Origin of the sequence: Streptomyces sp. NPDC048523, from assembly GCF_043199815.1 — a bacterium.
Classification (GTDB): domain Bacteria; phylum Actinomycetota; class Actinomycetes; order Streptomycetales; family Streptomycetaceae; genus Streptomyces.
Map to the genome: position 1 here is coordinate 139309 of NZ_JBICWQ010000011.1, position 24607 is coordinate 163915.

The 24607-nt window shown below is 71.7% G+C and carries 25 protein-coding genes and 1 pseudogene; 10 read left to right on the forward strand and 16 right to left on the reverse strand.

Translation table 11 applies throughout. The annotated features are described in order from the left end of the window. Positions 1-49: 49 nt before the first annotated feature. On the reverse strand, positions 50-265 hold the full coding sequence (locus tag ACGFWE_RS38425) for an I78 family peptidase inhibitor (protein WP_352390844.1): 216 nt from the start codon (positions 263-265) through the stop codon (positions 50-52). A gap of 368 nt (positions 266-633) precedes the next feature. On the opposite strand from ACGFWE_RS38425, the pseudogene ctaD reads away from it, so the two are divergent. Then, a pseudogene (gene ctaD, locus ACGFWE_RS38430) lies at positions 634-2160 on the forward strand (cytochrome c oxidase subunit I); the annotation flags it as partial. 43 nt (positions 2161-2203) lie between these two features. Here the strand turns inward: ctaD and ACGFWE_RS38435 are convergent. Then, positions 2204-3256: a YafY family protein gene (locus ACGFWE_RS38435; RefSeq protein WP_352390843.1), complete on the reverse strand. Its 1053-nt coding sequence runs from the start codon at positions 3254-3256 to the stop codon at positions 2204-2206. Positions 3257-3318: 62 nt separating this feature from the next. On the opposite strand from ACGFWE_RS38435, the gene ACGFWE_RS38440 reads away from it, so the two are divergent. Next, positions 3319-4473, forward strand: coding sequence for an epoxide hydrolase family protein (locus tag ACGFWE_RS38440; RefSeq protein WP_393604835.1), 1155 nt, complete (start codon positions 3319-3321; stop codon positions 4471-4473). Here ACGFWE_RS38440 and ACGFWE_RS38445 read toward each other — a convergent pair. From ACGFWE_RS38445 to ACGFWE_RS38455, 3 genes are all read right to left on the reverse strand, one after another. Beyond that, positions 4462-5265 carry a hypothetical protein gene (locus ACGFWE_RS38445; protein WP_393604836.1) on the reverse strand — a complete coding sequence of 268 codons (804 nt, stop codon included), beginning with the start codon at positions 5263-5265 and terminating at the stop codon, positions 4462-4464. The two genes, ACGFWE_RS38440 and ACGFWE_RS38445, sit on opposite strands and share 12 nt — an antisense overlap. Positions 5266-5335: 70 nt before the next feature. Further along, on the reverse strand, positions 5336-6628 hold the full coding sequence (locus ACGFWE_RS38450) for an ABC transporter substrate-binding protein (protein ID WP_393604837.1): 1293 nt from the start codon (positions 6626-6628) through the stop codon (positions 5336-5338). Then, on the reverse strand, positions 6597-7145 hold the full coding sequence (locus ACGFWE_RS38455) for a hypothetical protein (RefSeq protein WP_393604839.1): 549 nt from the start codon (positions 7143-7145) through the stop codon (positions 6597-6599). Before ACGFWE_RS38455 ends, ACGFWE_RS38450 begins: the two co-directional genes overlap by 32 nt. 123 nt (positions 7146-7268) lie before the next feature. Between ACGFWE_RS38455 and ACGFWE_RS38460 the strand changes: the two genes are divergently transcribed. The 5 genes from ACGFWE_RS38460 to ACGFWE_RS38480 all read left to right on the forward strand — a co-directional run bounded on the left by ACGFWE_RS38460 (position 7269) and on the right by ACGFWE_RS38480 (position 12525). Then, the gene (locus tag ACGFWE_RS38460) at positions 7269-7745 is read left to right on the forward strand and encodes a hypothetical protein (RefSeq protein ID WP_393604841.1); all 477 of its coding nucleotides are present in this window, start codon (positions 7269-7271) and stop codon (positions 7743-7745) included. Continuing rightward, positions 7745-10378 (forward strand): ATP-binding cassette domain-containing protein, encoded by a 2634-nt coding sequence (locus ACGFWE_RS38465; protein WP_393604842.1) that lies wholly within the window; start codon positions 7745-7747, stop codon positions 10376-10378. Before ACGFWE_RS38460 ends, ACGFWE_RS38465 begins: the two co-directional genes overlap by 1 nt. Next, a complete protein-coding gene (locus ACGFWE_RS38470) occupies positions 10375-11040 on the forward strand; it encodes an ABC transporter ATP-binding protein (protein ID WP_393604844.1) in 666 nt (221 codons plus the stop codon). Before ACGFWE_RS38465 ends, ACGFWE_RS38470 begins: the two co-directional genes overlap by 4 nt. 293 nt (positions 11041-11333) lie before the next feature. Continuing rightward, positions 11334-12116 (forward strand): hypothetical protein, encoded by a 783-nt coding sequence (locus ACGFWE_RS38475; protein ID WP_352390836.1) that lies wholly within the window; start codon positions 11334-11336, stop codon positions 12114-12116. Between the two features lie 70 nt (positions 12117-12186). Then, a complete protein-coding gene (locus ACGFWE_RS38480; RefSeq protein WP_352390835.1) occupies positions 12187-12525 on the forward strand; it encodes a hypothetical protein in 339 nt (112 codons plus the stop codon). Between the two features lie 64 nt (positions 12526-12589). Here the strand turns inward: ACGFWE_RS38480 and der are convergent, their stop codons facing one another. The 5 genes from der to aroH form a co-directional block, all read right to left on the reverse strand. Next, positions 12590-14068 carry a ribosome biogenesis GTPase Der gene (gene der / locus ACGFWE_RS38485; RefSeq protein ID WP_352390834.1) on the reverse strand — a complete coding sequence of 493 codons (1479 nt, stop codon included), beginning with the start codon at positions 14066-14068 and terminating at the stop codon, positions 12590-12592. 78 nt (positions 14069-14146) lie between these two features. Next, positions 14147-14830, reverse strand: coding sequence for a lysophospholipid acyltransferase family protein (locus tag ACGFWE_RS38490; protein ID WP_393604847.1), 684 nt, complete (start codon positions 14828-14830; stop codon positions 14147-14149). Continuing rightward, entirely contained in the window at positions 14788-15474 is a 687-nt protein-coding gene (cmk, locus tag ACGFWE_RS38495; RefSeq protein WP_352390833.1) for a (d)CMP kinase, read from the reverse strand. Before cmk ends, ACGFWE_RS38490 begins: the two co-directional genes overlap by 43 nt. A 137-nt stretch (positions 15475-15611) precedes the next feature. Further along, entirely contained in the window at positions 15612-16697 is a 1086-nt protein-coding gene (locus ACGFWE_RS38500; protein WP_352390832.1) for a prephenate dehydrogenase, read from the reverse strand. After that, positions 16694-17056 (reverse strand): chorismate mutase, encoded by a 363-nt coding sequence (aroH, locus tag ACGFWE_RS38505; RefSeq protein WP_007381029.1) that lies wholly within the window; start codon positions 17054-17056, stop codon positions 16694-16696. Before aroH ends, ACGFWE_RS38500 begins: the two co-directional genes overlap by 4 nt. Positions 17057-17307: 251 nt before the next feature. On the opposite strand from aroH, the gene ACGFWE_RS38510 reads away from it, so the two are divergent. Genes ACGFWE_RS38510 through ACGFWE_RS38520 form a run of 3 tightly spaced genes read left to right on the forward strand, consistent with a single transcriptional unit; the run spans position 17308 to position 18997 of the window. Then, a complete protein-coding gene (locus tag ACGFWE_RS38510; RefSeq protein WP_393604850.1) occupies positions 17308-17988 on the forward strand; it encodes a hypothetical protein in 681 nt (226 codons plus the stop codon). Positions 17989-18011: 23 nt separating this feature from the next. Continuing rightward, entirely contained in the window at positions 18012-18593 is a 582-nt protein-coding gene (locus ACGFWE_RS38515) for a DUF6529 family protein (RefSeq protein WP_352390830.1), read from the forward strand. After that, on the forward strand, positions 18590-18997 hold the full coding sequence (locus ACGFWE_RS38520) for a Rieske (2Fe-2S) protein (RefSeq protein WP_352390829.1): 408 nt from the start codon (positions 18590-18592) through the stop codon (positions 18995-18997). The genes ACGFWE_RS38515 and ACGFWE_RS38520 overlap by 4 nt, the downstream gene beginning before the upstream one ends. Before the next feature lie 14 nt (positions 18998-19011). On the opposite strand, the gene ACGFWE_RS38525 is transcribed toward ACGFWE_RS38520, so the two are convergent. The 6 genes from ACGFWE_RS38525 to ACGFWE_RS38550 form a co-directional block, all read right to left on the reverse strand. Then, positions 19012-20031 carry an ADP-ribosylglycohydrolase family protein gene (locus ACGFWE_RS38525; protein ID WP_352390828.1) on the reverse strand — a complete coding sequence of 340 codons (1020 nt, stop codon included), beginning with the start codon at positions 20029-20031 and terminating at the stop codon, positions 19012-19014. Continuing rightward, positions 20028-20744, reverse strand: coding sequence for an NUDIX domain-containing protein (locus tag ACGFWE_RS38530; RefSeq protein WP_352390827.1), 717 nt, complete (start codon positions 20742-20744; stop codon positions 20028-20030). Before ACGFWE_RS38530 ends, ACGFWE_RS38525 begins: the two co-directional genes overlap by 4 nt. 45 nt (positions 20745-20789) lie before the next feature. After that, on the reverse strand, positions 20790-21356 hold the full coding sequence (locus tag ACGFWE_RS38535; protein ID WP_393604853.1) for a TIGR03086 family metal-binding protein: 567 nt from the start codon (positions 21354-21356) through the stop codon (positions 20790-20792). 275 nt (positions 21357-21631) lie between these two features. Beyond that, positions 21632-22774, reverse strand: coding sequence for a pseudouridine synthase (locus ACGFWE_RS38540; protein WP_393604855.1), 1143 nt, complete (start codon positions 22772-22774; stop codon positions 21632-21634). Then, positions 22774-23427 (reverse strand): SMC-Scp complex subunit ScpB, encoded by a 654-nt coding sequence (gene scpB / locus ACGFWE_RS38545; RefSeq protein ID WP_352390824.1) that lies wholly within the window; start codon positions 23425-23427, stop codon positions 22774-22776. The genes ACGFWE_RS38540 and scpB overlap by 1 nt, the downstream gene beginning before the upstream one ends. Beyond that, entirely contained in the window at positions 23424-24599 is a 1176-nt protein-coding gene (locus ACGFWE_RS38550; protein WP_393604857.1) for a segregation/condensation protein A, read from the reverse strand. The genes scpB and ACGFWE_RS38550 overlap by 4 nt, the downstream gene beginning before the upstream one ends. Positions 24600-24607: the final 8 nt, after the last annotated feature.

Below are 24607 nucleotides of genomic sequence, written 5' to 3' on the forward strand. Positions count from 1 at the left end.
GACGTGGGCCCCGGTTCCCTTCACGGAACCGGGGCCCACGTCATGCGGTTCAGCCCTTCCAGGCCCGCGCCACGCGGCCGTCCTTCACCTCGAAGTTCAGCCGGCCCGAGCGGTACTCCATCGTGATGATCGCCCCCGGCGGCAGCGACCGGACCGTCGACCAGCCCCGCTCACGCGCGGTCCGCTCGGCGGAGTCGGAGTCGAGGCCGACGTAGGTGTCCGGACTGTCCTGGGGTTCGGTGGGCGGTGTCGGAATGGGTGCCATACCGCCACGCTAGGCCCTGCCCGGCGGTCGCGGAAGTCCGGATCACGCACGCCTCCTGTCACGCTTCTGTCACAGGATGCCGCCACCCGTTTCCCTCGCGCTCCGTCACACGGACGGGCGTTTCCCCGGCCTTACCGCGGGTATTCGAACGTGATTTCCGTGCGTCGTACGACTTCTCCGAATGCCCTGTGAGAAGGCCTGTCCGAAAACCGGTCCGGCGCCCCTTTGCCGACCGATTCCGGACACGGCCTCACCAGCTGACGCCGCATAGGAAATACACGGTTCCGGCACAGAACCCCCTTACGCCCCCTGTCGCCGTGCACGGCGGCGCGAGCATCATGGCGTCAGCCGAGCGGAAGGGGCGAGCGATGGGGACGCAGACCGTGCAGGCGACGGCACGACCCGTCCGGACCAAGCGGCACGGGCGGCTGGTCGTGGACTGGCTGACCACCACCGACCACAAGAAGATCGGTCACCTCTATCTGATCACGTCATTCGTGTTCTTCCTGGTCGGCGGGGTCATGGCGCTGCTGATGCGCGCGGAACTCGCCCGGCCGGGGCTGCAGATCGTGGACAACCAGCAGTTCAACCAGTTGTTCACGATGCACGGCACGATCATGCTGCTGCTGTTCGCGACCCCGAGCTTCGCGGGCTTCGCCAATGAGCTGATGCCGCTGCAGATCGGCGCCCCGGACGTGGCGTTCCCGCGGCTGAACATGCTGTCGTACTGGTTCTTCCTGTTCGGCGGCCTGATCGTGCTGGGGTCGCTGCTGGTGCCGTCCGGCCCGGCCGCCTTCGGCTGGTTCGCCTACGCGCCGCTGAACAACTCCGCGCACTCCCCCGGCGTCGGCCCCGACCTGTGGATCATGGGTCTCGCGCTGGCCGGCTTCGGCACGATCCTCGGCGCGGTCAACTTCATCACCACGATCATCGGGATGCGCGCGCCCGGCATGACCATGTTCCGGATGCCGATCTTCACCTGGAACACGCTGTTCACGTCGATCCTGATCCTGCTGGCGTTCCCGGTGCTGGCGGCCGCGCTGCTGGTCCTGGAGGCCGACCGGCGCTTCGGCTCACAGGTCTTCGAGGCGGACAACGGCGGGGCGCTGCTGTGGCAACACCTGTTCTGGTTCTTCGGCCATCCCGAGGTGTACATCATCGCGCTGCCGTTCTTCGGCATCATCACGGAGATCATCCCGGTCTTCAGCCGCAAGCCGATCTTCGGCTATCTGACGCTGGTCGCGGCGACGATGTCGATCACCGGCCTGTCGATCGTGGTGTGGGCGCACCACATGTTCGTCACCGGCGCGGTGCTGCTGCCGTTCTTCTCCTTCATGAGTTTCCTGATCGCCGTGCCGACGGGAGTGAAGTTCTTCAACTGGACCGGGACGATGATCAAGGGCTCACTGTCCTTCGAGACGCCGATGCTGTGGGCGACGGGCTTCCTGGTGACATTCCTGTTCGGCGGCCTGACCGGGGTGCTGCTGGCCTCGCCGCCGCTGGACTTCCACGTCTCGGACACCTACTTCGTGGTGGCGCACTTCCACTACGTCGTGTTCGGCACGGTCGTCTTCGCGGTCTTCGGCGGGCTGTACTTCTGGTGGCCGAAGTTCACCGGGAAGATGCTCGACGAGCGGCTCGGCAAGATCCAGTTCTGGACGCTGTTCGTCGGCTTCCACACCACGTTCCTGGTCCAGCACTGGCTGGGTGCCGAGGGCATGCCCCGCCGGTACGCCGACTACCTCGCGGCGGACGGCTTCACGGCCCTGAACACCATCTCGACGATCGGCGCGTTCCTGCTCGGCGCCTCGACGCTGCCGTTCCTCTACAACGTCTGGAAGACCGCCAGGTACGGAGTGAAGGTGGACACGGACGACCCCTGGGGCTTCGGCCGCTCCCTGGAGTGGGCGACCTCCTGCCCGCCGCCGCGGCACAACTTCACGACGCTGCCCCGGATCCGCTCCGAGTCCCCGGCGTTCGACCTGCACCATCCGGAGTACGCGGCCCTGGCTCCGCAGCCCGAGCCGAAGAGCGAGCAAGCGAGCGGGCAAGCCGGCCGTGAGCCGTCCTGATCGCCTCGGTCAGCTCCGCAGGCTCCAGCACCTCGAACTCGAAGCCGGTCATCATCACGTGGATCACCATCACGTCGAGGCTCGAGGCCCCGGTGTGCAGGAGGCAGCTGTCGGGTCCCTCGGCCTCCAGCACCCCGGCGCTCGGTGAGATCCGCTCGGCGGCCTGTTCCTTGGGCACGAGCAGCCGTACGACCGCGTGCGAGGCGTACACGCGCGTGGAGACGCCTCGCGAGACGTAGGCGGCGAGATCCTCGGCGGGCGGGGTGCGGGGAGCGAACCGGGGGCCGTGCGGCGGCTTCGGGGTGATCCGGTCGACGCGGAAGGTCCGCCAGTCGTCGCGGTCCAGGTCCCAGGCGACCAGGTACCAGCGCCGCTCGCTGCACACCAGGCGGTGCGGTTCGACGGTACGGCGGCTGGCGGCGCCCCCGTGGTCGCTGTACTCGAAGCGCAGGCGCTCGGCGTCCCGGCAGAGGTTGGCGAGCTCGGTGAGGACGCCCGGGTCCACGGCGGAGGGCTGGGGGCCGCGCAGCATCGGCACGGTGAAGGCGTTCAGGGCGCCCACCCGGCGGCGCAGCCGGCCCGGCAGGACCTGCTCCAGCTTGGCGAGGGCCCGTACCGAGGTCTCGCCGATCCCCTCGATGCCCTGTCCTGCGGCGGTGCGCAGGCCGACGGCGACAGCGACGGCCTCGTCGTCGTCCAGGAGCAGCGGGGGCAGCTCGGCGCCCGCGCCCAGCTGGTAGCCGCCGCCGGTGCCGGGGCTGGCGTTGACGGGGTAGCCCAGCTCGCGCAGCCGGTCCACGTCCCGGCGCACGGTGCGCGAGGTGACGCCGAGGCGGTCGGCCAGGTCGGCGCCGGACCATTCGCGGTGGGCCTGCAGGAGCGAGAGCAGGCGCAGGAGTCGTGCCGAGGTCTCCAACATGGTGTCGAGTCTGCCAGCACTTGCGGACAGTAGCTGTCCGCAAGTCCTCCTAGCTTGGAGTCATGGCAGACAACAGCGCGACCGCAGAGAACCGTGACATCCGACCGTTCCGGATCGACATCCCCCAGGCGCAGCTCGACGATCTGCACACCCGCCTGGACCTCACCCGCTGGCCGGAGGAGCTCCCGGACGCCGGCTGGGAGTACGGCGCCTCGCTGCCGTATGTCCGGGATCTCGCCGCGTACTGGCGCGGTGCCTACGACTGGCGCAAGCACGAGGCCGCCCTCAACGAGCTCCCGCAGTTCGTCACCGGGATCGACGGCGCCCAGGTGCACTTCCTGCACATCCGCTCGTCCCGGCCGGACGCCCTCCCGCTGATCCTGACGCACGGCTGGCCGGGATCGGTCGTCGAGTTCCTCGGCGTGATCGGCTCGCTGAGCGAGGACTTCCATCTGGTGATCCCGTCCATCCCGGGCTTCGGGTTCTCCGGGCCGACGCGCGCCAAGGGCTGGAACGTCAACCGGGTCGCCCGCGCGTGGGCGGAGCTGATGCACAGGCTCGGCTACGAGCGCTACGGCGCCCAGGGCGGCGACCTCGGCGCGCTGATCTCCCCCGCGCTGGCCCGGGTCGCGCCCGAGTCCGTCGTCGGCGTCCATGTGAACGCGGCGTCGGTCGGCTTCATCCCGCTCGGCCCGGTCGACGAGGAGGCGCGCGAGGGGCTGACCGACCGCGAGCGGCGCAGCCTCGCGAGCATCGCCGAGTTCACCACGGACGGCTTCGGCTACAACGCCCTCCAGTCGACCCGCCCGCAGACCCTGTCCTACGCGCTCACCGACTCGCCGGTCGGCCAGCTGGCCTGGATCATGGAGAAGTTCCAGGCGTGGACGCACTCCTCGGCAGCGCTGCCGGAGGACGCGATCGACCGGGACACCCTGCTGACGAACGTGATGCTGTACTGGCTGACCGGTACCGCCGGTTCGGCGGCCCGCATGTACTACGAGAACAGCCATGTGCCGGACTGGTTCCCGACGGCGAGCTCCGGGGTGCCGACCGCGGTGGCCAACTTCGGCGAGGACGTGGCGATCCGCCGCTGGGCCGAGCAGGTCAACACCGTCGTCCGCTGGACGGAGTTCGACCGCGGCGGCCACTTCGCGGCCCTGGAGGTGCCCGATCTGCTGGCCGGTGACGTCAGGGAGTTCTTCGGCTCACTGCGGTGACGGGCGCGCGGTGACCGACACCGACAGATCGTTGTCCCGCGTGTAGTACGGCCCGGCCTCCACCGGGCCGTACACCGTCTCCACGCGTGCGCGTGGGTAGGTGAACACGGGCTTCTTGTCGGCGACGTCGTCGAGCAGCCGCGCGATCCGCACCCGCGGCCCGCTCTCGCCGTGCGGCCGCAGCCACAGGTCCCAGACCCCGGGCCCGAGTACCGCGTACCCGACCGAGAAGCCGAACCGTGCCTCGTCCACGGCGACGTCGATGCGGCGGGCGGGGCCCGGGGAGTGCCGGGAGCGCACCTCGGCGTGGGCGCCGGGGGCGAAGGCGGTGCCGTACAGCCGCCCGCGCACGCTCAGTCCGGCGCTGTCGACGCGCAGTTCGCCCGCCTCGGCGTGCGGGGCGCGCAGCCAGCTGCGGACGGTGAGGTCGCCCTGCCGGGTCGCGTAGGGGATGCGGACGGCGACGTGGCCGCGGGAGCCGCTCGGGGTGCGGGCGCCGAGCGCGCGCAGGTCGGTGGCGCCGGGCGCGAGGCGCAGCGGCTCGTCGTCGGCCACGCACGCGTACGCGTCCCAGCGGCCCTCGGGCAGGGCGACGGTGCTGGGCAGGGCGGCGCGCAACCGACCGGCCGCGGCCGGGGCCAGGGGCAGTCCCACTTCCTCGTGGCCGTCGCGCCGGCGCAGCACCAGATGGGCCGTACCGCTCGCCCCGCAGGCGGTGACGTCGAAGGTCAGTCCGCCCGCGGAGTCGGCGACACAGTCGGCGCGCAGTTGTACGCCCTGCCCGGCGGGCATGGTCCTCCCGTGGTTCATGGTGCTCTGTCAGACCCTCGGGCACCGCCCTTGGTTGCGTGCGTCCGGTGACTCACTGCTGATACGGCAATTGCGGAACGTCGAAGCACGTGCGGTCCATGTCGCCCTGGGAGACCCAGCCCCGGCCGTCCTGCCAGCGGGCCACCGAGAGACAGGTTCTGCGGGACTTCGGCGCCTCGGCCAGGCGCTCGAAGCGGACGGGGAGAAGCAGGCCGCCCGCGGTGTAGTCCTGGCTGTGGTTCATGAAGGCGTCGACGCACGCGCGCGTGACGCCTTGTGGCGTACACGACTTCGCGGCGTCCGTGAACCACTTCGCGGCCGCCCAGCCCTCCAACTGCCACTGGGAATGCTTCTTCAGGCTCCTGGTGGCGTCCCTGAACTCGCGCACGGCCGCATCGCCGACGTCCTCGAAGTTCCGGCTGGACCCGGTCGCCCACAGGGCGTTGCGGCAGCGCGGGGCCTCCTTGTAGTCGTCCTGGACGGTGGACGTCCAGTTCTGCACGTTGGTGACCTTGGCGGTGAGCTCGACGCCCGCCTTGTCCATCGCCTCGCACAGCTGCGCGTTGCCATGGCTGTCGACGGCGTCGAAGACCAGGTCGGCGCCCTGCTCCTTCAGGTCGGCCGCCACGGCACGGAAGTTGGGCAGCGCGAAGTCGACCTGCTCGGTGACGACCTTGTACCCCTCGGCCTTCAGACCCTGCTCGACGAGCCGGGCGTAGGCGGCGGACGCGGCCTGGTTGTACGACACGACAGCCGCCGTACGGGCCCCGTGCTCGCGCTTGAAGTAGCGGTAGACCTCGGTGCCGCCGTACTGCTTCCCGCCCCAGCCGGTCGTGCCGGACCGGGGCGCGAGGCTGCCGTAGATGCCGTAGAGGTGCGGCCAGGTGTCGTAGGCGGCGCCGATCGGCTGGCCGCCGATGTCGGGCACGCGCGCGTGGGAGACGCGGGAGGCGCCGGCGTAGTCGAGGGCGGTGGTGGCGACCAGGGCGACCACCTTGTCCTCGTCGATCAGCCGGTGCACACAGGTGTTGTTGCCGACCGCGCTGCCGCCGTCGTCGCACTCGCGCACCTCGATCCGGCGGCCGTCGAGGCCCCCGCGCGCGTTGAGGCGCTCGAAGTACGCCTTGGCGCCGTCGCGCGGGCCGGTGAAGGCGCTGCCGCCGACCGGGCTGGTCGCGCTGGTGACGATGCCGACCCGGATCGGGGTGCTGTCCTGGGCGGGGGTCGCCCGCTCCCGGTGCTCGAAGTCGCTCTCCGGCAGCCTGCTGCCGCACGCCGTGCCCACCGTGAGCAGCAGGACCGCGAGGGCGGCCTCAGCAGCCCGGGAGAGCCGACGCCGTGGCATTGCCGCTCAACTGGACCAGCGCGCACAGGGTGTTGACCGACACCTTCCAGGTGCCGTCCTGTTCGACCGCCGTTCCCGAGGCGTCGGGCAGGGCGGTGGCGCCGTTCAGCATGAGGGTGTACGTCACGTCGGCCGCGGTCTGTTCGGTGAACCCGACCTTCGTGACCTTCGCCTGCACCTGTCCGCCGCGCTGGTCCCCGCTGAAGGCCTGGAGCACCGGGCCCATCTCGTCGCCGTTCTCCAGGACGGCCTGTTTGTCCTTGGTGGAGGTCTTCGGGTCGAAGAACTTCTCCCAGTTCGTCTTGATCTCCCGCCGGGCGGCGGCCGCGTCGGCGGGGCCGCTCGGCGACGGGGCCGCCGACGGTGTGGTCCGCTCCACGGAAGGCGTCGGCGGCGCGCTCTCGCTGCCGCCGCCGCTGTCGTCGCTGCACGCCGTGAGGGCCGCGGCGAGGACGAACCCCACCGTCATCAGCCCCCGGCTGCCGTTCCCCCACGTGCGGTCGCTCCCGAGAACCATCTGGCTCACCACCGGGTGTCGGTCCGGGCCACGTGCGCCCGGTGCTTTCAGGGTCAGCTTCCAGAGGGCATAGTGCAAGCGATTGGCTTACATGGACAGGCATGCGACATGTGGGAGCCACAGATGCGGACAGCCCGACTACGGACCGTGCACCCCGTCCTGTGGACCGGCTGGGCCGCGCTCGCCGCGGGCGCCGTGCTGTGCGTCCTGGGCTGGTACGGCGTCTCGGGCGAGCGGTACGCCGAGCGGCAGCTGCCCTACCTCGCCTCCTGCACGGTGCCCGGCGCCGCGCTGATCGTCGCCGGGGCGGTGCTGCTCGCCCACGGCCGGGGCGCGCTCGCCGCCGCGCGCGTGGAGGAGCTGTACGGCCTCCTGGTCGCCGCCGAGCCCGCCGAGGCCGAGGAGTCCGCCGCGGCGGCCGGCGCGCCCCTGGCGGTCAGCGGGGATCTGCTGATGGTGCCGGGAGGCACCCTGTGGCATCGCGCGGACTGCCCGCTGGTCGCCGGGAAGGTGGGGTCGGTCCCGGTGGACGCCAAGCTCCTGGCGAGCGGCGAGCTGGGCCCCTGCCCGATCTGCGAGCCCGTCGAGGAAACCGACTGATGTCGTCGCTGACCTACGACCTCACCCTGGCCGGGTTGTCGGTCGGCAGCGCGGCCGCCCTCACCGGAGTCGGCCTGATCGTGACGTACCGCGCGACCGGGGTGCTGAACTTCGCGCACGGGGCGATCGCGATGGTGTGCGCGTTCGTGCTGCGGCAGTGCGTGGTGGAGTGGGGCTGGCCGCTGTGGGCCGGGGCGGTGGTGACCCTGCTGATCCTCGCGCCGGCCCTGGGTGTGCTGCTGGAGCGTTTCGTCTTCCGGCCGCTGTCCGTCCTGGGCGGCGATCCGGCCCAGACCCTGGTGGCCTCCATCGGCGTCTTCGTGCTGCTGGTGGGCGGGGCCGCGCTGCTGTGGGGCCAGGGCGCCCGGGACGACGCTCCGGAGCTGGTGTCGGCGGATCCCTGGGGGCAGTTGGCGGTCGTCCTGGTCCTGGCGGCCGGGGTGGGCGCGGTGATCCGCTGGACGCGCTTCGGACGGGAGCTGCGGGCCGTCGTGGACGACCGCGGGCTGGCCGTACTCGGCGGGATCGACGCCGACCGGGTGGCGGCGGCCGGCTGGGCGTTCGGGTCGTTCACGGCGGGCCTGACGGGTGTCCTGCTGGCCCCCTACGTCCGGCTGGACCCGTACGGGCTGCCCCTGCTCGTCATGGAGGTGGTGGCGGTCGCGGTGGCCGCGCGGATGCGCAGCCTGCCGGTGGCGGTGGTGGTGGCGCTGGCCATCGGGGTGGCCCAGAGCCAGCTGACCCGGCTGCACCCGTCGGGCCGGGGCGAGCCGTTGCTCCAGGCGGTGGGGGCGAACCTGTTCGTGGTGGCCCTGCTGATCGCTTCGTCGGTACTCCCCCGCATCGGCACCCGGGACGTGCTCCCGCGCACGGCCACCGCGCGCGTGCCCACGCCCCAGGGCGCGTGGATCGTCGCGGTGGTGCTGTTCCTGCTCCCGCTGGGCTTCGCGGGCTCGGACCTGCACACGTCGGTCCAGGTCCCGGCGCTGGGCGTGGTGCTGCTCTCCCTGGTGGTCGTGACGGGCAGGGGCGGCCAGATCTCCCTCGGGCAGGCGGCCTACGCGGGCCTGGGCGCCCTTTTCACGGCCCTGCTGGCGGCGGGCCGCTTCCCGGGCCTGCCCCGCCTGCCGGAACTGGCCGCGCTGGCGCTGGCGGTGGTCCTGGTGGCTCCCCTGGGCCTCCTGACCGGCTGGCCGGCGATCACCCGCCGGGGCCTGGCGCTGGCCCTGGCGACCTTCGCGGTCGGCGTCGGCGTGAGCCGCTTCGTCTTCGCCCAGCCGTACGCCACGTCCGGCCTGTCCCTGGACCGCCCCGAGGGCTTCGACGGCGACCGCGCCTACTACGTCCTGGAGCTGGTCCTGCTCGCGCTCGCCCTGCTGGCGGCCCACGCGCTACGCAGAGGCCGCACGGGCCGGGCCCTGGCCGCCCTGCGCGACCACGAGTCCGGCGCCTCGGCGGCAGGCGTCCGCGTCCCCGCCCTGAAGCTCCTCGCCTTCGTGGCGGGCGCCGCGTTGGCCGCCCTGGGCGGCGGCATGCTCGGCATGGGCCTGCGCGCCTTCGACCCCACCGCCTACGACCCCGTCCGCGGCCTCCTCTGGTTCGCCGCGGTGGTCGTCCTGGGCGCCGACAGCACCCTGGGCGCCCTGGGCGCGGCGGCCCTGCTGGTCGGCCTGGACGCGGGGGCACGGGGAGGGGTGGCGGCGGCGCTGATCGGAGTGCTGGCGGTCCTGGTGGGCCGCTTTCCCGGGGGGCCGTACGAGGCGGTGCGGGCGGTGGCGGGAAGACTGCGGCCGCCCCGGCCGACAGCCCTGACCCCGCTCGGAGCGCGGCTGAGACGGCGCCTGCGCCCACCTGGCCTCGCGCAGCCCCAGGCCCGGACTCCGACCCGGGCACCCGCACCCGCCCACCGACCCCGCGCGGTTGGTCCCGAAGGCCGGGCAGTCCTCACCACCCACGACCTCCAGGCCCGCTACGACGGTTTCACCGCCCTCGACGGAGTCGACCTCACCGTCCCACCCGGCCGGATCACCGCGATCATCGGCCCCAACGGCGCGGGCAAGAGCACCCTGTTCCACTGCCTGGCAGGCACGATCCGGCCCAGCCGAGGCCAAGTCCGCTACGGCGGCCGCAACATCACCCGTCTGTCGCCCCACGCCCGCACCCGCCTCGGCATCGCCCGCACCTTCCAACGACTCGCCGTGTTCCCGACGTTGACGGTGGCCGAGAACATCCAGGTGGGCGCGGAACAGGGCCATGTCCCGGACCCGGCCGCGGTGGACCGCGCTCTGAGGCTGTTCCAGCTGGACGGCCCCCTGCGCGACGCCCCCGCCGCCCGCCTCCCCACCGGCACCCTGCGTCGAGTGGAACTCGCCAGAGCCCTCGCCGGCTCCCCGGACGTCCTGCTCCTCGACGAACCCGCCGCCGGCCTGGACACCGCCGAGGTGAGCGCCCTGGCCCGCGTCCTCAGGGCCCTCGCGGCGGACGGCACCGCCCTCCTCGTGGTCGAGCACGACCTCGACCTGGTCGCCGGCCTCGCGGACGTCGTGCACGTGATGACCGCGGGCCGCGTCATCGCCTCCGGCCCCCCGGCCCGCGTACTGGAGACGCTCGAGGCCCGGGAGACCGCCGTATGACAGCCAGGACGGCCGTCTCCCTGCGCCACGCGCGCGTGCGCTACGGCCCGCTGGAGGCCCTGCACGGCGTCACCCTCACCGCCCCCGGCCCCGGCCTCACCGTCCTGCTGGGACGCAACGGCTCCGGCCGTACGACGGTCTTGCGCGCCCTGGCCGGGACGGTGCCGCTCGCCGACGGCAGCGTGGTGTGGGACGGCACCGACGTGACCCGCGTACCGGCGTACGAGCGGGCCCGGCGCGGTCTGTGCATGGTCCCCGAGCGCCGGGCGGTGTTCGGCTCCCTCACCGTGCGCGAGAACCTCGACCTCGCCGCTGCCACGCCCGACCCGGCCCTGGACGCCTACCCGGAACTGGCCCCGCTGCTCCCCCGTCGCGCCGGCACCCTCTCCGGCGGCGAGCAGCGCATGCTGGCCCTGTCCCGTGCCCTGCTGGCACGCGCGCGCGTGGTCCTCGTCGACGAGCCCGCACAGGGCATGTCCCCCACGGTCGCGGCCCGCACGTACGAGCTCCTCGCCGCACTGGACGCGTGCGTGGTCGTGGCCGAGCAACGGCTCCCGCCCGCGCTGCACAGCCGGACGGCGATCGTGTACGAACTGCGGCGCGGCGCGGTCGTGTTCAGCGGGGAGGCGGCGGAGCTGCGGCACAGGCGAGAGAAACGGTAATTTTCGGCCACCCATTTCATTCCGCGATTTCCTGATTTGTCGACCAGTGGTCATAGCGATCCATGACCCACTTCACGTAATCAACTTGCCTGGAACTAGCGGGAATTGACGGTGAGTGCGCGAATCCGCCCGACCTGTGCCCCTGCGCTGCGGTTGGTTCGATTCCTTTCGCCATGGGGCGTGACTCCCGCCACAGATCGCCCGTTGTCTCCTTCATGAGCCCGGGACCCGCCCGGTTCACGGGCCGGGAGCCACCCGGCCCCGCCACGCACCACTTCCCGAGGGAGCCACCCGTGCCGCGCATGCTCGACGTCAGCGACGAGGTACGCGCTGAGATCGGCGACGAAGAAGCCGACCGGCTGCTCGCCGGAGACAACGCCCCCGGCAGCTACGACTGCACGTCCTGCCGCACCCAGGGCGACTCCGAACAGGAGCGCACCAGCACCGTCCTGTTCATCGGCGACGAGACCGCCGTCCTGGCCTTCGCCCACGCCTCCTGCCTGCCCTCCCAGGTCGTCCAGGTCACCGAGGAGCAGCTCCAGGGCGCGGTGAAGTCCATCACCGGCGACACCGTCGACCTCGACCCGGACAAGGTCGTACCCGAGCAGGCCGTACTCGGTGTGACCAGCGGACTCGTCCTGATCGCCGGGGAGCTGCACCCGGCGCTGGTCGTGGAGCCGACCGGGCCGATCGCGCGGCCGGGCGCGACGGGAGGCGGCGACGACTTCCTGCCGCTGCTGATCGAGCAGGGCTTCATGCCGTTGACGTCGATCGAGTCGGTGCCGTCCGTGCTGCACGGGTGGTCGGTGCTGCTGGCGGTGGGGCAGCTGCACGCGGTGCTCCAGCCCTCGGCGAACGGCGGGCAGCCGGTGGCCTGGTGGCAGGCGCACCAGCCGCTCCAGGTGACGGAGAGCTGGCGGGCCGCCGCCAACAAGCACCAGCAGGTGCTGATGTTCGCCGCGCCGGTGGGCTCCATCGGACGGCAGCCTCGCGAGGACCTGCTGCGGGGCGCACTCGACAAGGCCGCGGCGAACGGCAAGTTGGTCGCGGCCGCCATGCCGCTCGCGGGGACGTGAGGACCGGCTGAAGGAGCACGTCGATCACGCCGGACCGCATCCCCGGGGTCCCGGTGTCGTTTGGACATACGTGCACCCATACGACGCTCCGCGCCGGTTTCCCGGCGGACCATCGGCCACGCCGATCTACGACGCGCTCTACTCCGAGTACGTCAAGACCTTCCGTTCGCTGCCGGGTGACCGCAGCGGCGAGGAGGAGCTGGGCTTCACCGCGTTCGGGAACACCCCGCACGCCTCCGGCTCGTTCAGCAGCTCGTACAGCGCCTACAGCGCGGGGGCGTTCAGCGCCCGCCAGCAGTCGCAGTGGCAGCGGGTGGGACACATCGGACAGCAGCAGACCGGGACGCAGCACACCGGGATGCAGCACGTCCCGGCGGCGCTGCCACCCGGCCCGCGCAGAGGGATCTGACACATGAGGAAGGGCGGCCCCCGTCGGGGCCGCCCTTCCTCATGTGTCCGTCACTGCCGGTACGTCACTTCTTCTTCGCGCCGCGCTTCTCGCGCACCCGCACCGAGATGTGGATCGGGGTGCCGTCGAAGCCGAACTCCTCGCGCAGCCGGCGCTCGATGAAGCGCCGGTAGCCCGCCTCGATGAACCCGGAGGCGAACAGCACGAACCGCGGCGGCTTGGTGCCGGCCTGGGTGCCGAAGAGGATGCGCGGCTGCTTGCCGCCCCGGATCGGGTGCGGGTGGGCGGCGACCAGCTCGCCGAGGAAGGCGTTCAGGCGGCCCGTCGGGACCCGTGTCTCCCAGCCCGCCAGCGCCGTCTCGATCGCGGGGACCAGCTTCTCCATGTGACGGCCGGTCTTCGCCGAGACGTTCACCCGCGGCGCCCAGGCGACCTGGCCGAGCTCGGTCTCGATCTCCCGCTCCAGGTAGTAGCGGCGCTCCTCGTCGAGGGTGTCCCACTTGTTGTAGGCGAGGACGATCGCGCGGCCCGCCTCGACGGCCATCGTGACGATCCGCTGGTCCTGCACCGAGATGGACTCGGAGCCGTCGATCAGGATGACCGCCACCTCGGCCTTCTCGACGGCGGCGGCGGTGCGCAGCGAGGCGTAGTAGTCGGCGCCCTGCTGGAGGTGGACCCGCTTGCGGATACCCGCGGTGTCGACGAACTTCCAGATGACACCGCCGAGTTCGATCAGCTCGTCGACCGGGTCGCGGGTGGTGCCGGCGATCTCGTTGACGACGACCCGCTCCTCGCCCGCCACCTTGTTCAGCAGCGAGGACTTGCCGACGTTCGGGCGGCCGATCAGCGCGATCCGGCGGGGGCCGCCGACTCCGGTGCCGAAGGTCTGCTCGGGCGCCTCCGGCAGCGCCTCCAGAACGGCGTCGAGCATGTCGCCGGTGCCCCGGCCGTGCAGCGCGGAGACGGGGTGCGGCTCACCGAGGCCCAGGGACCACAGGTACGCCGCGTCGGACTCGCCGCTCAGGCCGTCGACCTTGTTGGCCGCCAGCACGACCGGCTTGCCGGCCTTGCGCAGCAGCCGTACGACCGCCTCGTCGGTGTCGGTGGCACCCACCTTGGCGTCCACGACGAACACGACGGCGTCGGCGGCCTCGATCGCGTACTCGGCCTGCGCGGCCACGGAGGCGTCGATGCCGAGGACGTCCTGCTCCCAGCCGCCGGTGTCGACGACCTTGAAGCGGCGCCCCGCCCACTCGGCCTCGTAGGTGACGCGGTCGCGGGTGACGCCGGGCTTGTCCTCCACGACGGCCTCACGGCGCCCGATGATGCGGTTCACCAGAGTCGACTTGCCGACGTTCGGGCGCCCGACGACGGCGAGCACCGGCAGCGGGCCGTGGCCGGCCGCCTCGATGGCACCCTCGATGTCCTCGGGGTCGAAGCCCTCTTCCGCGGCGAGCTCCATGAACTCCGCGTACTCGGCATCGCCAAGCGCCCCGTGGTCGTGCTCCTCGCCCGAGCCCTCGGAGTGGATGTGGTCGTTCATGAAGTGCGTACCTCGTTCATCGTGGTGATCGGTGGACCGACGGCCCTTTCGCCGGATCGGTCCACTACTCAGTGTCGCCTAGCGCCCGGTCAGGCGCCTGGCGTTTTGCAGGTGGGTGCTGAGCTGCTTCTGGATGCGCTCGGTCGCCTCGTCGAGCGCCTTGCGGGTGCGCCGTCCGCTGCCGTCGCCCGCCTCGAAGGGGTCGCCGTAGACGACGTCGACGCGGCTGCGCAGTGGAGGCAGCCCCTTTATCAACCGTCCCGGCTTCTCGGAGCTTCCCAGAACCGCGACCGGGACGACCGGCGCACCGGTGCGCACCGCGAAGTACGCGAGCCCGGCCCGCAGGGAGGCGAAGTCGCCCTCGCCCCGGGTGCCCTCCGGGAAGATACCGAGGACCCCGCCGGTCTTGAGGACGTCGAGCGCCTGGGTGATCGCCCCGCGGTCGGCGCCCGAGCGGTCCACCTTGACCTGCCCGATGCCGATCAGGAAGGGGTCCAGCGGTCCGATGAACGCCTCCTTCTTGATCAGGAAGTGCGTCGGCCTGGGTGACACGCCCATGACCATCGGGCCGTCGAGGATGTTGGAGTGGTTCACGGCGAGGATCACGGGCCCGGTCGCGGGCATCCGCCAGGCGCCGAGCACCCGCGGCTTCCACAGCCCGTACATCAGCCCGACGCCGATGCGCCGGCCGACCTCGGCACCCTTCTCGGAAGGAACGGTCACTTCCCGGCCCGCTTCTCCTCGACGAGGGTGACGACGCACTCGATGACCTGCGCGAGGGTGAGCTCGGTGGTGTCCACCTCGACCGCGTCGTCCGCCTTGGCGAGCGGCGAGGTCTTCCGGCTGGAGTCGGCCGCGTCCCGCTTGATCAGGGCCTCACGGGTGGCGTGTACGTCGGCGCCCTTCAGCTCGCCGCTGCGGCGGGCCGCGCGGGCCTCCGGCGAGGCGGTGAGGAAGACCTTGAGGTCGGCGTCGGGCAGCACGGTCGTACCGATGTCCCGGCCCTCGACGACGATGCCCTTCTCCGCGGAGGTGGCGAGCGAGCGCTGCAGCTCGGTGATCCGGGCCCGCACCTCGGGTACGGCGCTCACGGCGCTGACCTTGGAGGTGACCTCCTGGCTCCGGATGGGACCGGCCACATCGGTTCCGTCGACCGTGATCGTCGGGTTCTGCGGATCGGTGCCCGAGACGATCTCCGCCTTGCCCGCCACGGCGGCGATCGCGGACGGGTCGTCGATGTCGATCCCGTTGGTCACCATCCACCAGGTGATCGCCCGGTACTGGGCCCCGGTGTCCAGGTAGCTCAGCCCCAGCTGCGCGGCGACAGCCTTCGAGGTGCTCGACTTACCCGTGCCGGAGGGGCCGTCGATGGCGACAATCACGGGCTGGGCGGCGCCGTTTTCCACGGGGGGACACCTTTCGGGTGCGGTCTGGCGAGTGGTGTGGGGGCGCGACTGTGCCCCGCACAAGGTTACTGGGTGCGCGTCACTCGTCCGGACGCGTGCCCGACCGACGCCGGCCGGGCGCTCCCGGCCCGTCCGCCCTACTGCCGGATGGCCCAGCCCCGCTCCCGCAGCGACGCCGACAGCACCGGTCCGGCCGACGGCTCCACCATCAGCTGCACCAGACCGGCCTGCTGGCCTGTCGCGTGCTCGATCCGCACGTCCTCGATGTTGACCCCGGCCCGCCCCGCGTCCGCGAAGATCCGGGCCAGCTGCCCCGGCTGGTCGTCGATGAGCACGGCCACGACCTCGTACACCCGAGGAGCGGACCCGTGCTTGCCGGGCACCCGCACCTGCCCGGCGTTCCCCCGCCGCAGCATGTCCTCGATCCCCGACGCGCCCTCGTCCCGCTTGGCCTCGTCGGCGGACTGGAGCGCCCGCAGCGCCCGCACCGTCTCCTCGAGGTCCCCGGCCACATCGGTGAGCAGATCGGCCACCGGCCCCGGATTCGCGGAGAGGATGTCGATCCACATGTCGGGGTCTGACGCGGCGATCCGGGTCACATCACGGATCCCCTGGCCACACAGCCGTACGGCGGCCTCCTCGGCGTGCTCGAGCCGCGCGGCGACCATGCTGGAGACCAGATGCGGCATGTGCGAGACGAGCGCCACGGCACGGTCGTGGGCGTCGGCGTCCATGACCACCGGCACCGCGCGGCAGTGCGAGACCAGCTCCAGTGCGAGGTTCAGCACCTCGGTGTCGGTGTCCCGGGTCGGGGTCAGCACCCAGGGCCGCCCCTCGAAGAGGTCCCCGGAGGCGGCCAGCGGCCCGGACTTCTCCCGCCCGGACATCGGATGCGTACCGATGTACGCGGAGAGGTCGAGTCCCAGCCCCTCCAGCTCCCGACGCGGCCCGCCCTTCACGCTGGCCACGTCGATGTACCCGCGGGCCACGCCCCGTCGCATGGCGTCGGCGAGCACCGCGGCCACGTGCGCGGGCGGCGCGGCGACGATCGCGAGGTCGACGGGCCCCTCCGGCACCTCGTCCGTGCCGGCGCCGAGCGCGGCGGCCGTGCGGGCCTGCTCGGGGTCGTGGTCGGCGAGATGGACGGTGACGCCCCGTCCCGCCAGTGCCAGCGCGGCGGACGTCCCGATGAGCCCGGTCCCGATGACGAGTGCGGTCCTCACTGGGCGATGTCCTTGCGCAGGGCGGCCGCGGCGCCGAGGTAGACGTGCGCGATGTCGGCGCGGGGCCGGTCGGACTCGATGTGGGCGAGCACCCGGACGACCCGGGGCATGGCACCCTCGATGTCCAGCTCCTGCGCGCAGATCAGCGGTACGTCGACGATGCCGAGCTTGCGGGCCGCGGCGGCCGGGAAGTCGCTGTGCAGGTCGGGCGTGGCCGTGAACCAGATGCTGATCAGGTCGTCGGCGGTCAGCTCGTTCCGCTCCATGATGGCGGTGAGCAGCGCCCCGACCTGCTCGTCCATGTGGCCGGCCTCGTCCTGTTCGAGTTGGACGGCGCCCCGGACCGCTCGTACCGCCACGGCATTGCTCCTCGCTGATGCTTGCTGATGTTGCTGATGCACAACCCGGCTCTTCGTACGACCAGCCTAGTCAGCCCGTGCGGCACGGGTGCGCGGCGCCCGCGTCCTGAGATGGCGTCCCGGACCGTGGCAATGTCACCCGAACGTCGCAGTTCCGCTACTTCGGGTGAAAACACACCCGTGCGCCCCTGGACTCGGGCCCCGGGGTCCGCTCTGATGGCAGGACACTCGCCTCGGGGGAGGCCCCTTACATGAAGCGTTCCGGACCGCTGCTGACACTGCTCGCGGGATTGCTGCTCGGCCTGTTCATGCTCTCGCTCAACGCCACCACGGGCGAGAAACCCACGTCGTCGTACGTCAAGCCGCCGGGCTCCGGGAAGTCGTCGCCCAGCACCAAGGCGTCACCGAGCACCGCACCGGCACAGACGTCCGCGCCGCCGAGCAAGTCCCCGACCCGGACCCCGGTGCCCGAGGGCGTCTACACGGGCCGTACCGACGACGACTCCTCCGCGGTCGCGATCACCGTGCGCGACGACAAGGCGATCGCGTACGTCTGCGACGGCCACAACGTCGAGTCGTGGCTCCGGGGCGACGTGAAGGACGACGGCAGCCTGCGGCTCACCGGCAAGGGCGGCGCGAGCCTGGAGGGCAGGGTGCAGGGCACCAAGGAGATCCGCGGCACGGCCGAGGTCGGCAACGGGAGCTACGCCTTCACCATCGGCAGGACGAAGAAGTCGTCCGGGCTCTACCGGGCGAACAGCACGGTGGCCGGCGCGAAGGTCGAAGGCGGCTGGATCGTCCTTCCGGACGGCGAACAGGTCGGCATCCTGAGGCGCGACGGCAAGCCCTCCCCGGCGCCGGAGATCGACCCGGAGACCGGTGCGGTGACGGTCGACGGACAGCGGCTCACAGCCCGCCCGGCAACCCCCTGACCCAGGGCCCTTAGGAGCCGATCATGACCGTCGACCCGAACGCGGCCACCCAGAGCTGGCCCTCGCCCGAACCCGAGCGCGGCCCCGGTGCGGCCCGCTATCTGATCCCGGCCCTGGTCGCCGCCGCGGTGGCGGTCGCCCTGGGCGCCTACGGCAAGGTCCACGACCCGACGGGCACGGCCTTCAACCTCGCCGGCTTCAGCAGCACCGGTGCGGTGAAGTCATGGCTCGCCACGGTCGCGTTCTTCTTCGCGCTCGTGCAGCTCGTCTCGGCCCTGATGGTGTACGGCAAGCTGCCGGGCCCGAGCTGGTCCGCCACCCTGCACCGCTGGTCCGGCCGAGCGGCGTTCCTCGTCGCGGTGCCGGTCGCCGTGCACTGCCTGTACGCGCTGGGCTTCCAGTCGTACGAATCACGCGTTCTGTGGCACTCCCTCTTCGGTTGCTTCTTCTTCGGTGTCTTCAGTGCCAAGATGCTGCTGCTCCGCTGGGAGCGACTTCCCGGATGGCTGCTGCCGATCGTCGGCGGGCTCGTCTTCACCGCGCTCACGATCCTCTGGCTGACGTCCGCCCTCTGGTTCTTCCGCACCTTCGGAGTCACGACATGACGCACAGCCCGACGCGGCGCACGGTCCTTCTCACGACGGGCGCGGCCGCGCTGACCGTCGGCTGCGGCGAGTACGGCAACGAGAACGGCGACTCCGGGTCCAGTTCGGTGCAGGCCGGCACCGAACTGGCGAAGACGAGCGAGATCCCGGTCGGCGGCGGGAAGATCTTCAAGGACGAGAAGGTGGTCGTCACCCAGCCGAAAAAGGGCGAGTTCAAGGCCTTCTCGGACATCTGCACCCACCAGGGCTGCCAGGTGACCAGCGTGTCCGACGGCACCATCAACTGCCCCTGCCACGGCAGCAAGTTCCACATCACGGACGGCTCGGTGGCCAACCCGCCGGCCGACAAGCCGCTGCCCGAGAAGCAGATCAAGGTCAGCGGCGACTCGATCCAGCTCGCCTAGCACGCAGAACGGCTCTAGGCGTCCCAGAGCGCGCCGAGCGTCACCAGTTCACTGCCGTACTCGATCCGGTCGGCCCATTCCACCGGCCAGGCGTCCGCTCCCAGATGGGCGCCCGCGAAGGCGCCCGTCAGGCAGGCGATCGAGTCGGAGTCGCCGGAGCTGCACGCGGCCCGCCGCAGGGCCGTCAGCGGCTCCTCGGGGAACTGGAGGAAGCACAACAACCCGGTGGCCAGGGCCTCTTCGGCGATCCAGCCCGCCCCGGTGGCCAGGCAGGGGTCCTCCTCCGGCGAGGCGGTGCGCACGGCGTGGTCGAGCCGGTCGAGGACTGCCAGGCACTCGTCCCAGCCGCGCGCGATGAACTGCCCCGGCGTCGGGTCCTGGCTCCTCGCCCACAGGTCGCCGAGCCAGCGCTCGTGGTACTGGCCCCGGTTCGCCAGGGCGTACGACCGCAGCAACCCGACGAGTTCGTCGGGCCCGGTGCCCAATGCGAGCAGCCGTACGGCACGCGCGGTGAGGTCGGACGCGGCGAGCCCCGTCGGGTGCCCGTGGGTGAGCGCGGCCTGCAACTGAGCGGCGCCCGCCCGCTGTTCGTCACTGAGCCCGGGGACGAGTCCGACGGGCGCGACGCGCATGTTGGCGCCGCAGCCCTTGGAGTTGATCTGGCTGGCCTCCTGCCAGGGCAGTTGCTCGTTCTTGAGCAGTGCGCAGGCCCGCAGACAGGTGTTCCCCGGCGCCCGGTTGTTCTCCGGCGACTGGTACCAGTCCACGAACTCCTCCCGCAGGGGCCGCGCCAGCCTCTTGGGCTCGACCACACCCCGGTCCATCGCCGTCCGCAGCCCCCTGCCCACCGCCAGCGTCATCTGCGTGTCGTCGCTGACGATCGCCGGGGTCCGCAGCTCCATCTCCCGCCACGGCCCGCACTTGGCGAGGATCGACGGCACGTCGTTGAACTCGGTCGGGAAACCGAGGGCGTCCCCGAGGGCGAGGCCGACGAGGGTGCCGGTGGCGGCGCGTTTGGTCAGGATCGTGGTCATGCGGGGCGTCCTTCCGGGGACGGGCGGAGGAGAGGGGGGTGCAGGGTGGTGGCCGGTCCCGCGCGGTAGAGCGCGGCCGGTTTGCCGCGGCCGCCGGTCAGCCGCGCGGCACCGGGGACGGCCTCGACGAAGCCGGGCGTGGCGAGCACCTTGCGGCGGAAGTTGGGCCGGTCGAGCGTGGTGCCCCACACGGTCTCGTACACCTGCTGGAGCTCCCCGAGGGTGAACTCGGGCGGGCAGAAGGCGGTGGCGAGGCAGGTGTACTCGAGCTTGGCGCCGACGCGTTCGTGGGCGTCGGCCAGGATGCGGTCGTGGTCGAAGGCGAGCGGTCCCGCCTTGTCGTACGCCACCCAGCGGGCCTCGGCCGCGTCGCTGCCGCCGTGCGGCTCGGGAGGGTCGGGCAGCAGCGCGGCGAAGGCGACGGAGACGACCCGCATCCGGGGGTCGCGGTCGGGCTCGCTGTAGGTCCGCAGCTGCTCCAGATGCAGCCCCGAGAGGTCCGACAGCCCGGTCTCCTCGGCGAGTTCACGCCGGGCCGCCGTCTCCGCGGACTCGTCCGGGTGCACGAACCCGCCGGGCAACGCCCAGTGTCCGGCGTACGGCTCCTGCCCCCGCTCCACGAGCAGCGCGTGCAGGGCGCCTTCGGCGACGGTGAGGACGGCGAGGTCGACGGTGACGGCGAAGGGTTCGTGGGCGTACTTGTCGTAGTCCACTCGCGCTCGCCCCCTTTATGGTCAGCCGACTAATAGTCGTTACGACTATAAAGAGACGCGAGGGTCTTCCACAAGTCCCTGGAAGTGCCGCCCCAGAAAGGCGAGAAGCCGCGTCTCAGGCCGCGCACCGGAAGGTACGGGGACCGGTTCGGCGAACCGCACACCCCGGTCCTCCTCCCCCACCACACGCTGGGCGACGGACAGGAGTTCTGCCGCGAGGCCCTCCGGAATGGGCCGCGACCGTCCGCAGGACCGGGCCACGTCCCACCCGTGGACGGTGATCTCGACAGCACCGACGGCGGCCATCACCCGTACGTCCAGCGGGCGTTCGCCCACCAGCACGCCCTCGGGCGGCCCGGCGGCCCAGGCGCCGAGCACGGCACACGCGCGTGTGCGGAAGCCGCAGACCCGGTCGGCCTGCGGGAGCAGTCCGATCCGCCCGCCGCTCAGCCCCTCGTACAGCGCGTCCAGCGAGTCGTCGAGATGTCCCAGCAGCTCGCCCAGATCCCACTCGGCGCACGGCGTACCCGTGCCGAGATCCACGCGCCGCGACGCCGCCACGCTCCCCAGCGCGTAGGCGAGCGAACGCTCCAACAACTCCCCCGCGCTCATGACAGCACCTCCGCCAGGTCGCCGCAGCAGCCGCTCAGCGGCCTCGCAGACGCCTCCTGGCCCCCTGGCGCCCGACGAGGCCACGAAGGCCGCACAGGGCCCTCCAGTGCTGCCGGACCCGTCTCGTCACGGTGTGCGTTTCTCGCGTCCATCCCCACTCCCTCCATCCCCACTCCCTCCGTCATCGATACAGACCGGCGGGAGGGCGAAAACGCATCGGCCGGTCCCGGAGAACTCCGGAACCGGCCGCACGTGCACGCGTGGGGGACGCGGGACTACAGATCGACTTCCTTCAGCAGCATGCCGACCTCGGTGTTGGACAGCCGCCGCAGCCAGCCCGACTTCTGGTCGCCCAGGGTGATGGGGCCGAAGGCGACCCGCACCAGCTTGTCGACCGGGAAGCCCGCCTCGGCGAGCATCCGGCGCACGATGTGCTTGCGGCCCTCGTGGAGGGTGACCTCGACGAGGTAGTTCTTGCCGGTCTGCTCGACGACCCGGAAGTGGTCCGCCTTCGCGTACCCGTCCTCCAGCTGGATGCCGTCCTTGAGCTGCTTGCCCAGGTCCCGCGGGATCGGGCCCACGATGTGCGCGAGGTAGACCTTCTTCACGCCGTACTTGGGGTGGGTCAGCCGGTGGGCCAGCTCACCGTGGTTGGTGAGCAGGATGACGCCCTCGGTCTCGGTGTCGAGCCGCCCCACGTGGAAGAGCCGCGTCTCACGGTTGGTGACGTAGTCCCCGAGGCACTGCCGGCCCTCGTTGTCCTCCATCGTCGAGACGACACCGGCGGGCTTGTTCAGCGAGAAGAACTGGTACGACTGCGTCGCCACGGTCAGGCCGTCGACCCTGACCTCGTCCCTCTCCGGGTCCACCCGCTTGCCCTGCTCCAGGACGATCTCGCCGTTGACCTCGACCCGCGCCTGCTCGATGAGCTCCTCGCAGGCCCGGCGCGAGCCGTAGCCCGCGCGCGCGAGGATCTTCTGGAGCCGCTCGCCCTCCTGCTCGGCGCCCGGGAAGGTCTTCGGCGGCTTCACGTCCTTCTTGCCGGCGTACCGCTCCCGGTTGCGCTCCTCGGCCCGCGCCTCGTACTCCCGCGAGGTCGCCGGCACCGAACGGCCGCGCCCGGTGCCCTGGCCCTGCTTCGGGCCGCCCTTGGCACCGCCGCGCGCGGAGGCACCGCGCCCGGTCTTCGGTCCGTCGTGGGTCCCGCCGGGGCCCACGTCGTAGCGCCGCTCCTCGGGGCGGGGGTTCTTCGGCCGGCCGCCCTGCTTGTCGTCGCGGTCGTTCCCGGCACCGCGGAAGTTACCGCGGCCACCGCCGCTCCCCCCGCGGCCACCGCTGCTCCCGCCGCGGCCGCCGCTGTTGCCACCACGGCTCCCGCCGTTGTTTCCGCTGCTGTTCCTGCCGCTGCTGCTTCGCATCAAAGTTCCGTCTTGTCGTCTGCGCCCTCGGAATCCGGGGCGTCCGGATCGAACGACGGTACGCCTTCCTGGGTCTCGGCCTCGATCGCCTCCGCCTCCGGGAGGAAGGGCGCGAGCTCCGGGAGCTCGTCCAGACCGCGCAGGCCCATCCGCTCCAGGAAGTAGTTCGTCGTCACGTACAGGATCGCACCTGTTTCGGGTTCCGTGCCCGCCTCCGCGACCAGACCCCGTTGGAGAAGGGTGCGCATCACGCCGTCACAGTTGACTCCGCGCACCGCGGAGACCCGGCTGCGGCTGACCGGCTGGCGGTAGGCGACCACCGCCAGCGTCTCCAGCGCGGCCTGGGTGAGCCGGGCCTGCTGGCCATCCAGGACGAACCGTTCCACGGCCGGGGCGTAGGCGGCCCGGGAGTAGAACCGCCACCCGTTCGCGACGTGCCGCAGTTCGAAACCGCGCCCCTGTGCGGCGTACTCGCCTGCCAGTTCCCGCAGCGCCCTGGTGATCTGCCGCTTCGGCCGCTCCAGGATCTTCGACAGGTGCTCCTCGGTCGCGGGCTCGTCCACGACCATCAGGACGGCCTCCAGCGCCGGCTTCAGATCGAGGTCGGCGACGCCCGGCAGTCCCGCCGGGGTCCCGGTGGTCTCCTCGTTCACGCCTTGTCCTCCTTGGGCGGCTCGGGCGGCCGGTCGAACTCGTCGGTCACCGTCGGCTCGGCCTCTCCCTCACCGCCGGTCCACCGCACGATCAGCTCTCCGAGCGCGGTCTCCTGGTCCAGCGCCACGGCCTTCTCCCGGTACAGCTCCAGCAGCGCCAGGAAGCGCGCCACGACGGTCAGGGTGCCGTCGGCGTCCTCCACCAGCAGGCGGAAGCTGGCCTCGCCGAGCTCCCGAAGCCGTGCGACCACGATCCCCGCCTGCTCCTGGACGCTCACCAGGGGCGCGTGAATGTGGTCGACGTACACCTGCGGCTTGGGCTTCGGCTGCATCGCCTTCACGGCGAGCTTCGCGAATCCCTCGGGCCCGATGCTGATGACGACCTCGGGCAGCAGATCGGCGTGATGCGGTTCGAGTCCGACGGTACGGGGGTAGCGCCGGGCCTCCTCGTCGAGCCGCCGGTTGAAGATGTCGGCGATCTGCTTGTACGCGCGGTACTGGAGCAGCCGCGCGAAGAGCAGGTCCCGGGCTTCGAGGAGCGCCAGGTCGGCCTCGTCCTCCACCTGTGCGGCGGGCAGCAGCCGGGCCGCCTTCAGATCGAGGAGGGTGGCGGCGACGACGAGGAACTCGGTCGTCTCGTCCAGGTCCCAGTCCGGCCCCATGGCCCGGATGTACGTCATGAACTCGTCGGTGACCTTGGAGAGCGCGACCTCGGTGACGTCCAGCTTGTGCTTGGAGATCAGCTGGAGGAGAAGATCGAAGGGCCCCTCGAAGTTGGCGAGCCGGACCTTGAAGACACCGCCGGACTCCCCCTCGCCCTCTTCTTCAGACACAGACTGGGGGACGGCCTCCGCCTCGGCCTCGGCCTCGGCCTCGGGAAGCGTCACGGGCTCCGGGACCGGCTCGGGCTCGAAGCCCGCCTCGGCCTGCGGAACCCCGACCACCGGCCCCTCGGAAACCGGCACGGCCTCCGCAACCGCAACCGGCTCAGGTTCCCCGACCACCCCGGCCGGAGGAACCGCCTCGGACTCCGGGACCTCGGACTCCAGCTCCTCAGGAGCGGGCACCGCCTCCGTGCCCTGCTCGCCCCGCGGAGCGCCCGGCCCCCGGCCCAGCACACGCCGACGACCGGCCGTTGCGCCGGAGCCGAGGGGAACGTCGTTCGAGGTCATAGCCCTCG

What these genes read in the sequence shown, in the direction of transcription:
- ACGFWE_RS38425 (WP_352390844.1), bottom strand. Translation starts at nt 265, where the DNA reads ATGGCACCCATTCCGACACCGCCCACCGAACCCCAGGACAGTCCGGAC.
- ACGFWE_RS38435 (WP_352390843.1), bottom strand. Translation starts at nt 3,256, where the DNA reads ATGTTGGAGACCTCGGCACGACTCCTGCGCCTGCTCTCGCTCCTGCAG.
- ACGFWE_RS38440 (WP_393604835.1), top strand. Translation starts at nt 3,319, where the DNA reads ATGGCAGACAACAGCGCGACCGCAGAGAACCGTGACATCCGACCGTTC.
- ACGFWE_RS38445 (WP_393604836.1), bottom strand. Translation starts at nt 5,265, where the DNA reads ATGCCCGCCGGGCAGGGCGTACAACTGCGCGCCGACTGTGTCGCCGAC.
- ACGFWE_RS38450 (WP_393604837.1), bottom strand. Translation starts at nt 6,628, where the DNA reads ATGCCACGGCGTCGGCTCTCCCGGGCTGCTGAGGCCGCCCTCGCGGTC.
- ACGFWE_RS38455 (WP_393604839.1), bottom strand. Translation starts at nt 7,145, where the DNA reads ATGGTTCTCGGGAGCGACCGCACGTGGGGGAACGGCAGCCGGGGGCTG.
- ACGFWE_RS38460 (WP_393604841.1), top strand. Translation starts at nt 7,269, where the DNA reads ATGCGGACAGCCCGACTACGGACCGTGCACCCCGTCCTGTGGACCGGC.
- ACGFWE_RS38465 (WP_393604842.1), top strand. Translation starts at nt 7,745, where the DNA reads ATGTCGTCGCTGACCTACGACCTCACCCTGGCCGGGTTGTCGGTCGGC.
- ACGFWE_RS38470 (WP_393604844.1), top strand. Translation starts at nt 10,375, where the DNA reads ATGACAGCCAGGACGGCCGTCTCCCTGCGCCACGCGCGCGTGCGCTAC.
- der (WP_352390834.1), bottom strand. Translation starts at nt 14,068, where the DNA reads ATGAACGACCACATCCACTCCGAGGGCTCGGGCGAGGAGCACGACCAC.
- ACGFWE_RS38510 (WP_393604850.1), top strand. Translation starts at nt 17,308, where the DNA reads ATGAAGCGTTCCGGACCGCTGCTGACACTGCTCGCGGGATTGCTGCTC.
- ACGFWE_RS38515 (WP_352390830.1), top strand. Translation starts at nt 18,012, where the DNA reads ATGACCGTCGACCCGAACGCGGCCACCCAGAGCTGGCCCTCGCCCGAA.
- ACGFWE_RS38520 (WP_352390829.1), top strand. Translation starts at nt 18,590, where the DNA reads ATGACGCACAGCCCGACGCGGCGCACGGTCCTTCTCACGACGGGCGCG.
- ACGFWE_RS38525 (WP_352390828.1), bottom strand. Translation starts at nt 20,031, where the DNA reads ATGACCACGATCCTGACCAAACGCGCCGCCACCGGCACCCTCGTCGGC.
- ACGFWE_RS38535 (WP_393604853.1), bottom strand. Translation starts at nt 21,356, where the DNA reads ATGAGCGCGGGGGAGTTGTTGGAGCGTTCGCTCGCCTACGCGCTGGGG.
- ACGFWE_RS38540 (WP_393604855.1), bottom strand. Translation starts at nt 22,774, where the DNA reads ATGCGAAGCAGCAGCGGCAGGAACAGCAGCGGAAACAACGGCGGGAGC.
- ACGFWE_RS38550 (WP_393604857.1), bottom strand. Translation starts at nt 24,599, where the DNA reads ATGACCTCGAACGACGTTCCCCTCGGCTCCGGCGCAACGGCCGGTCGT.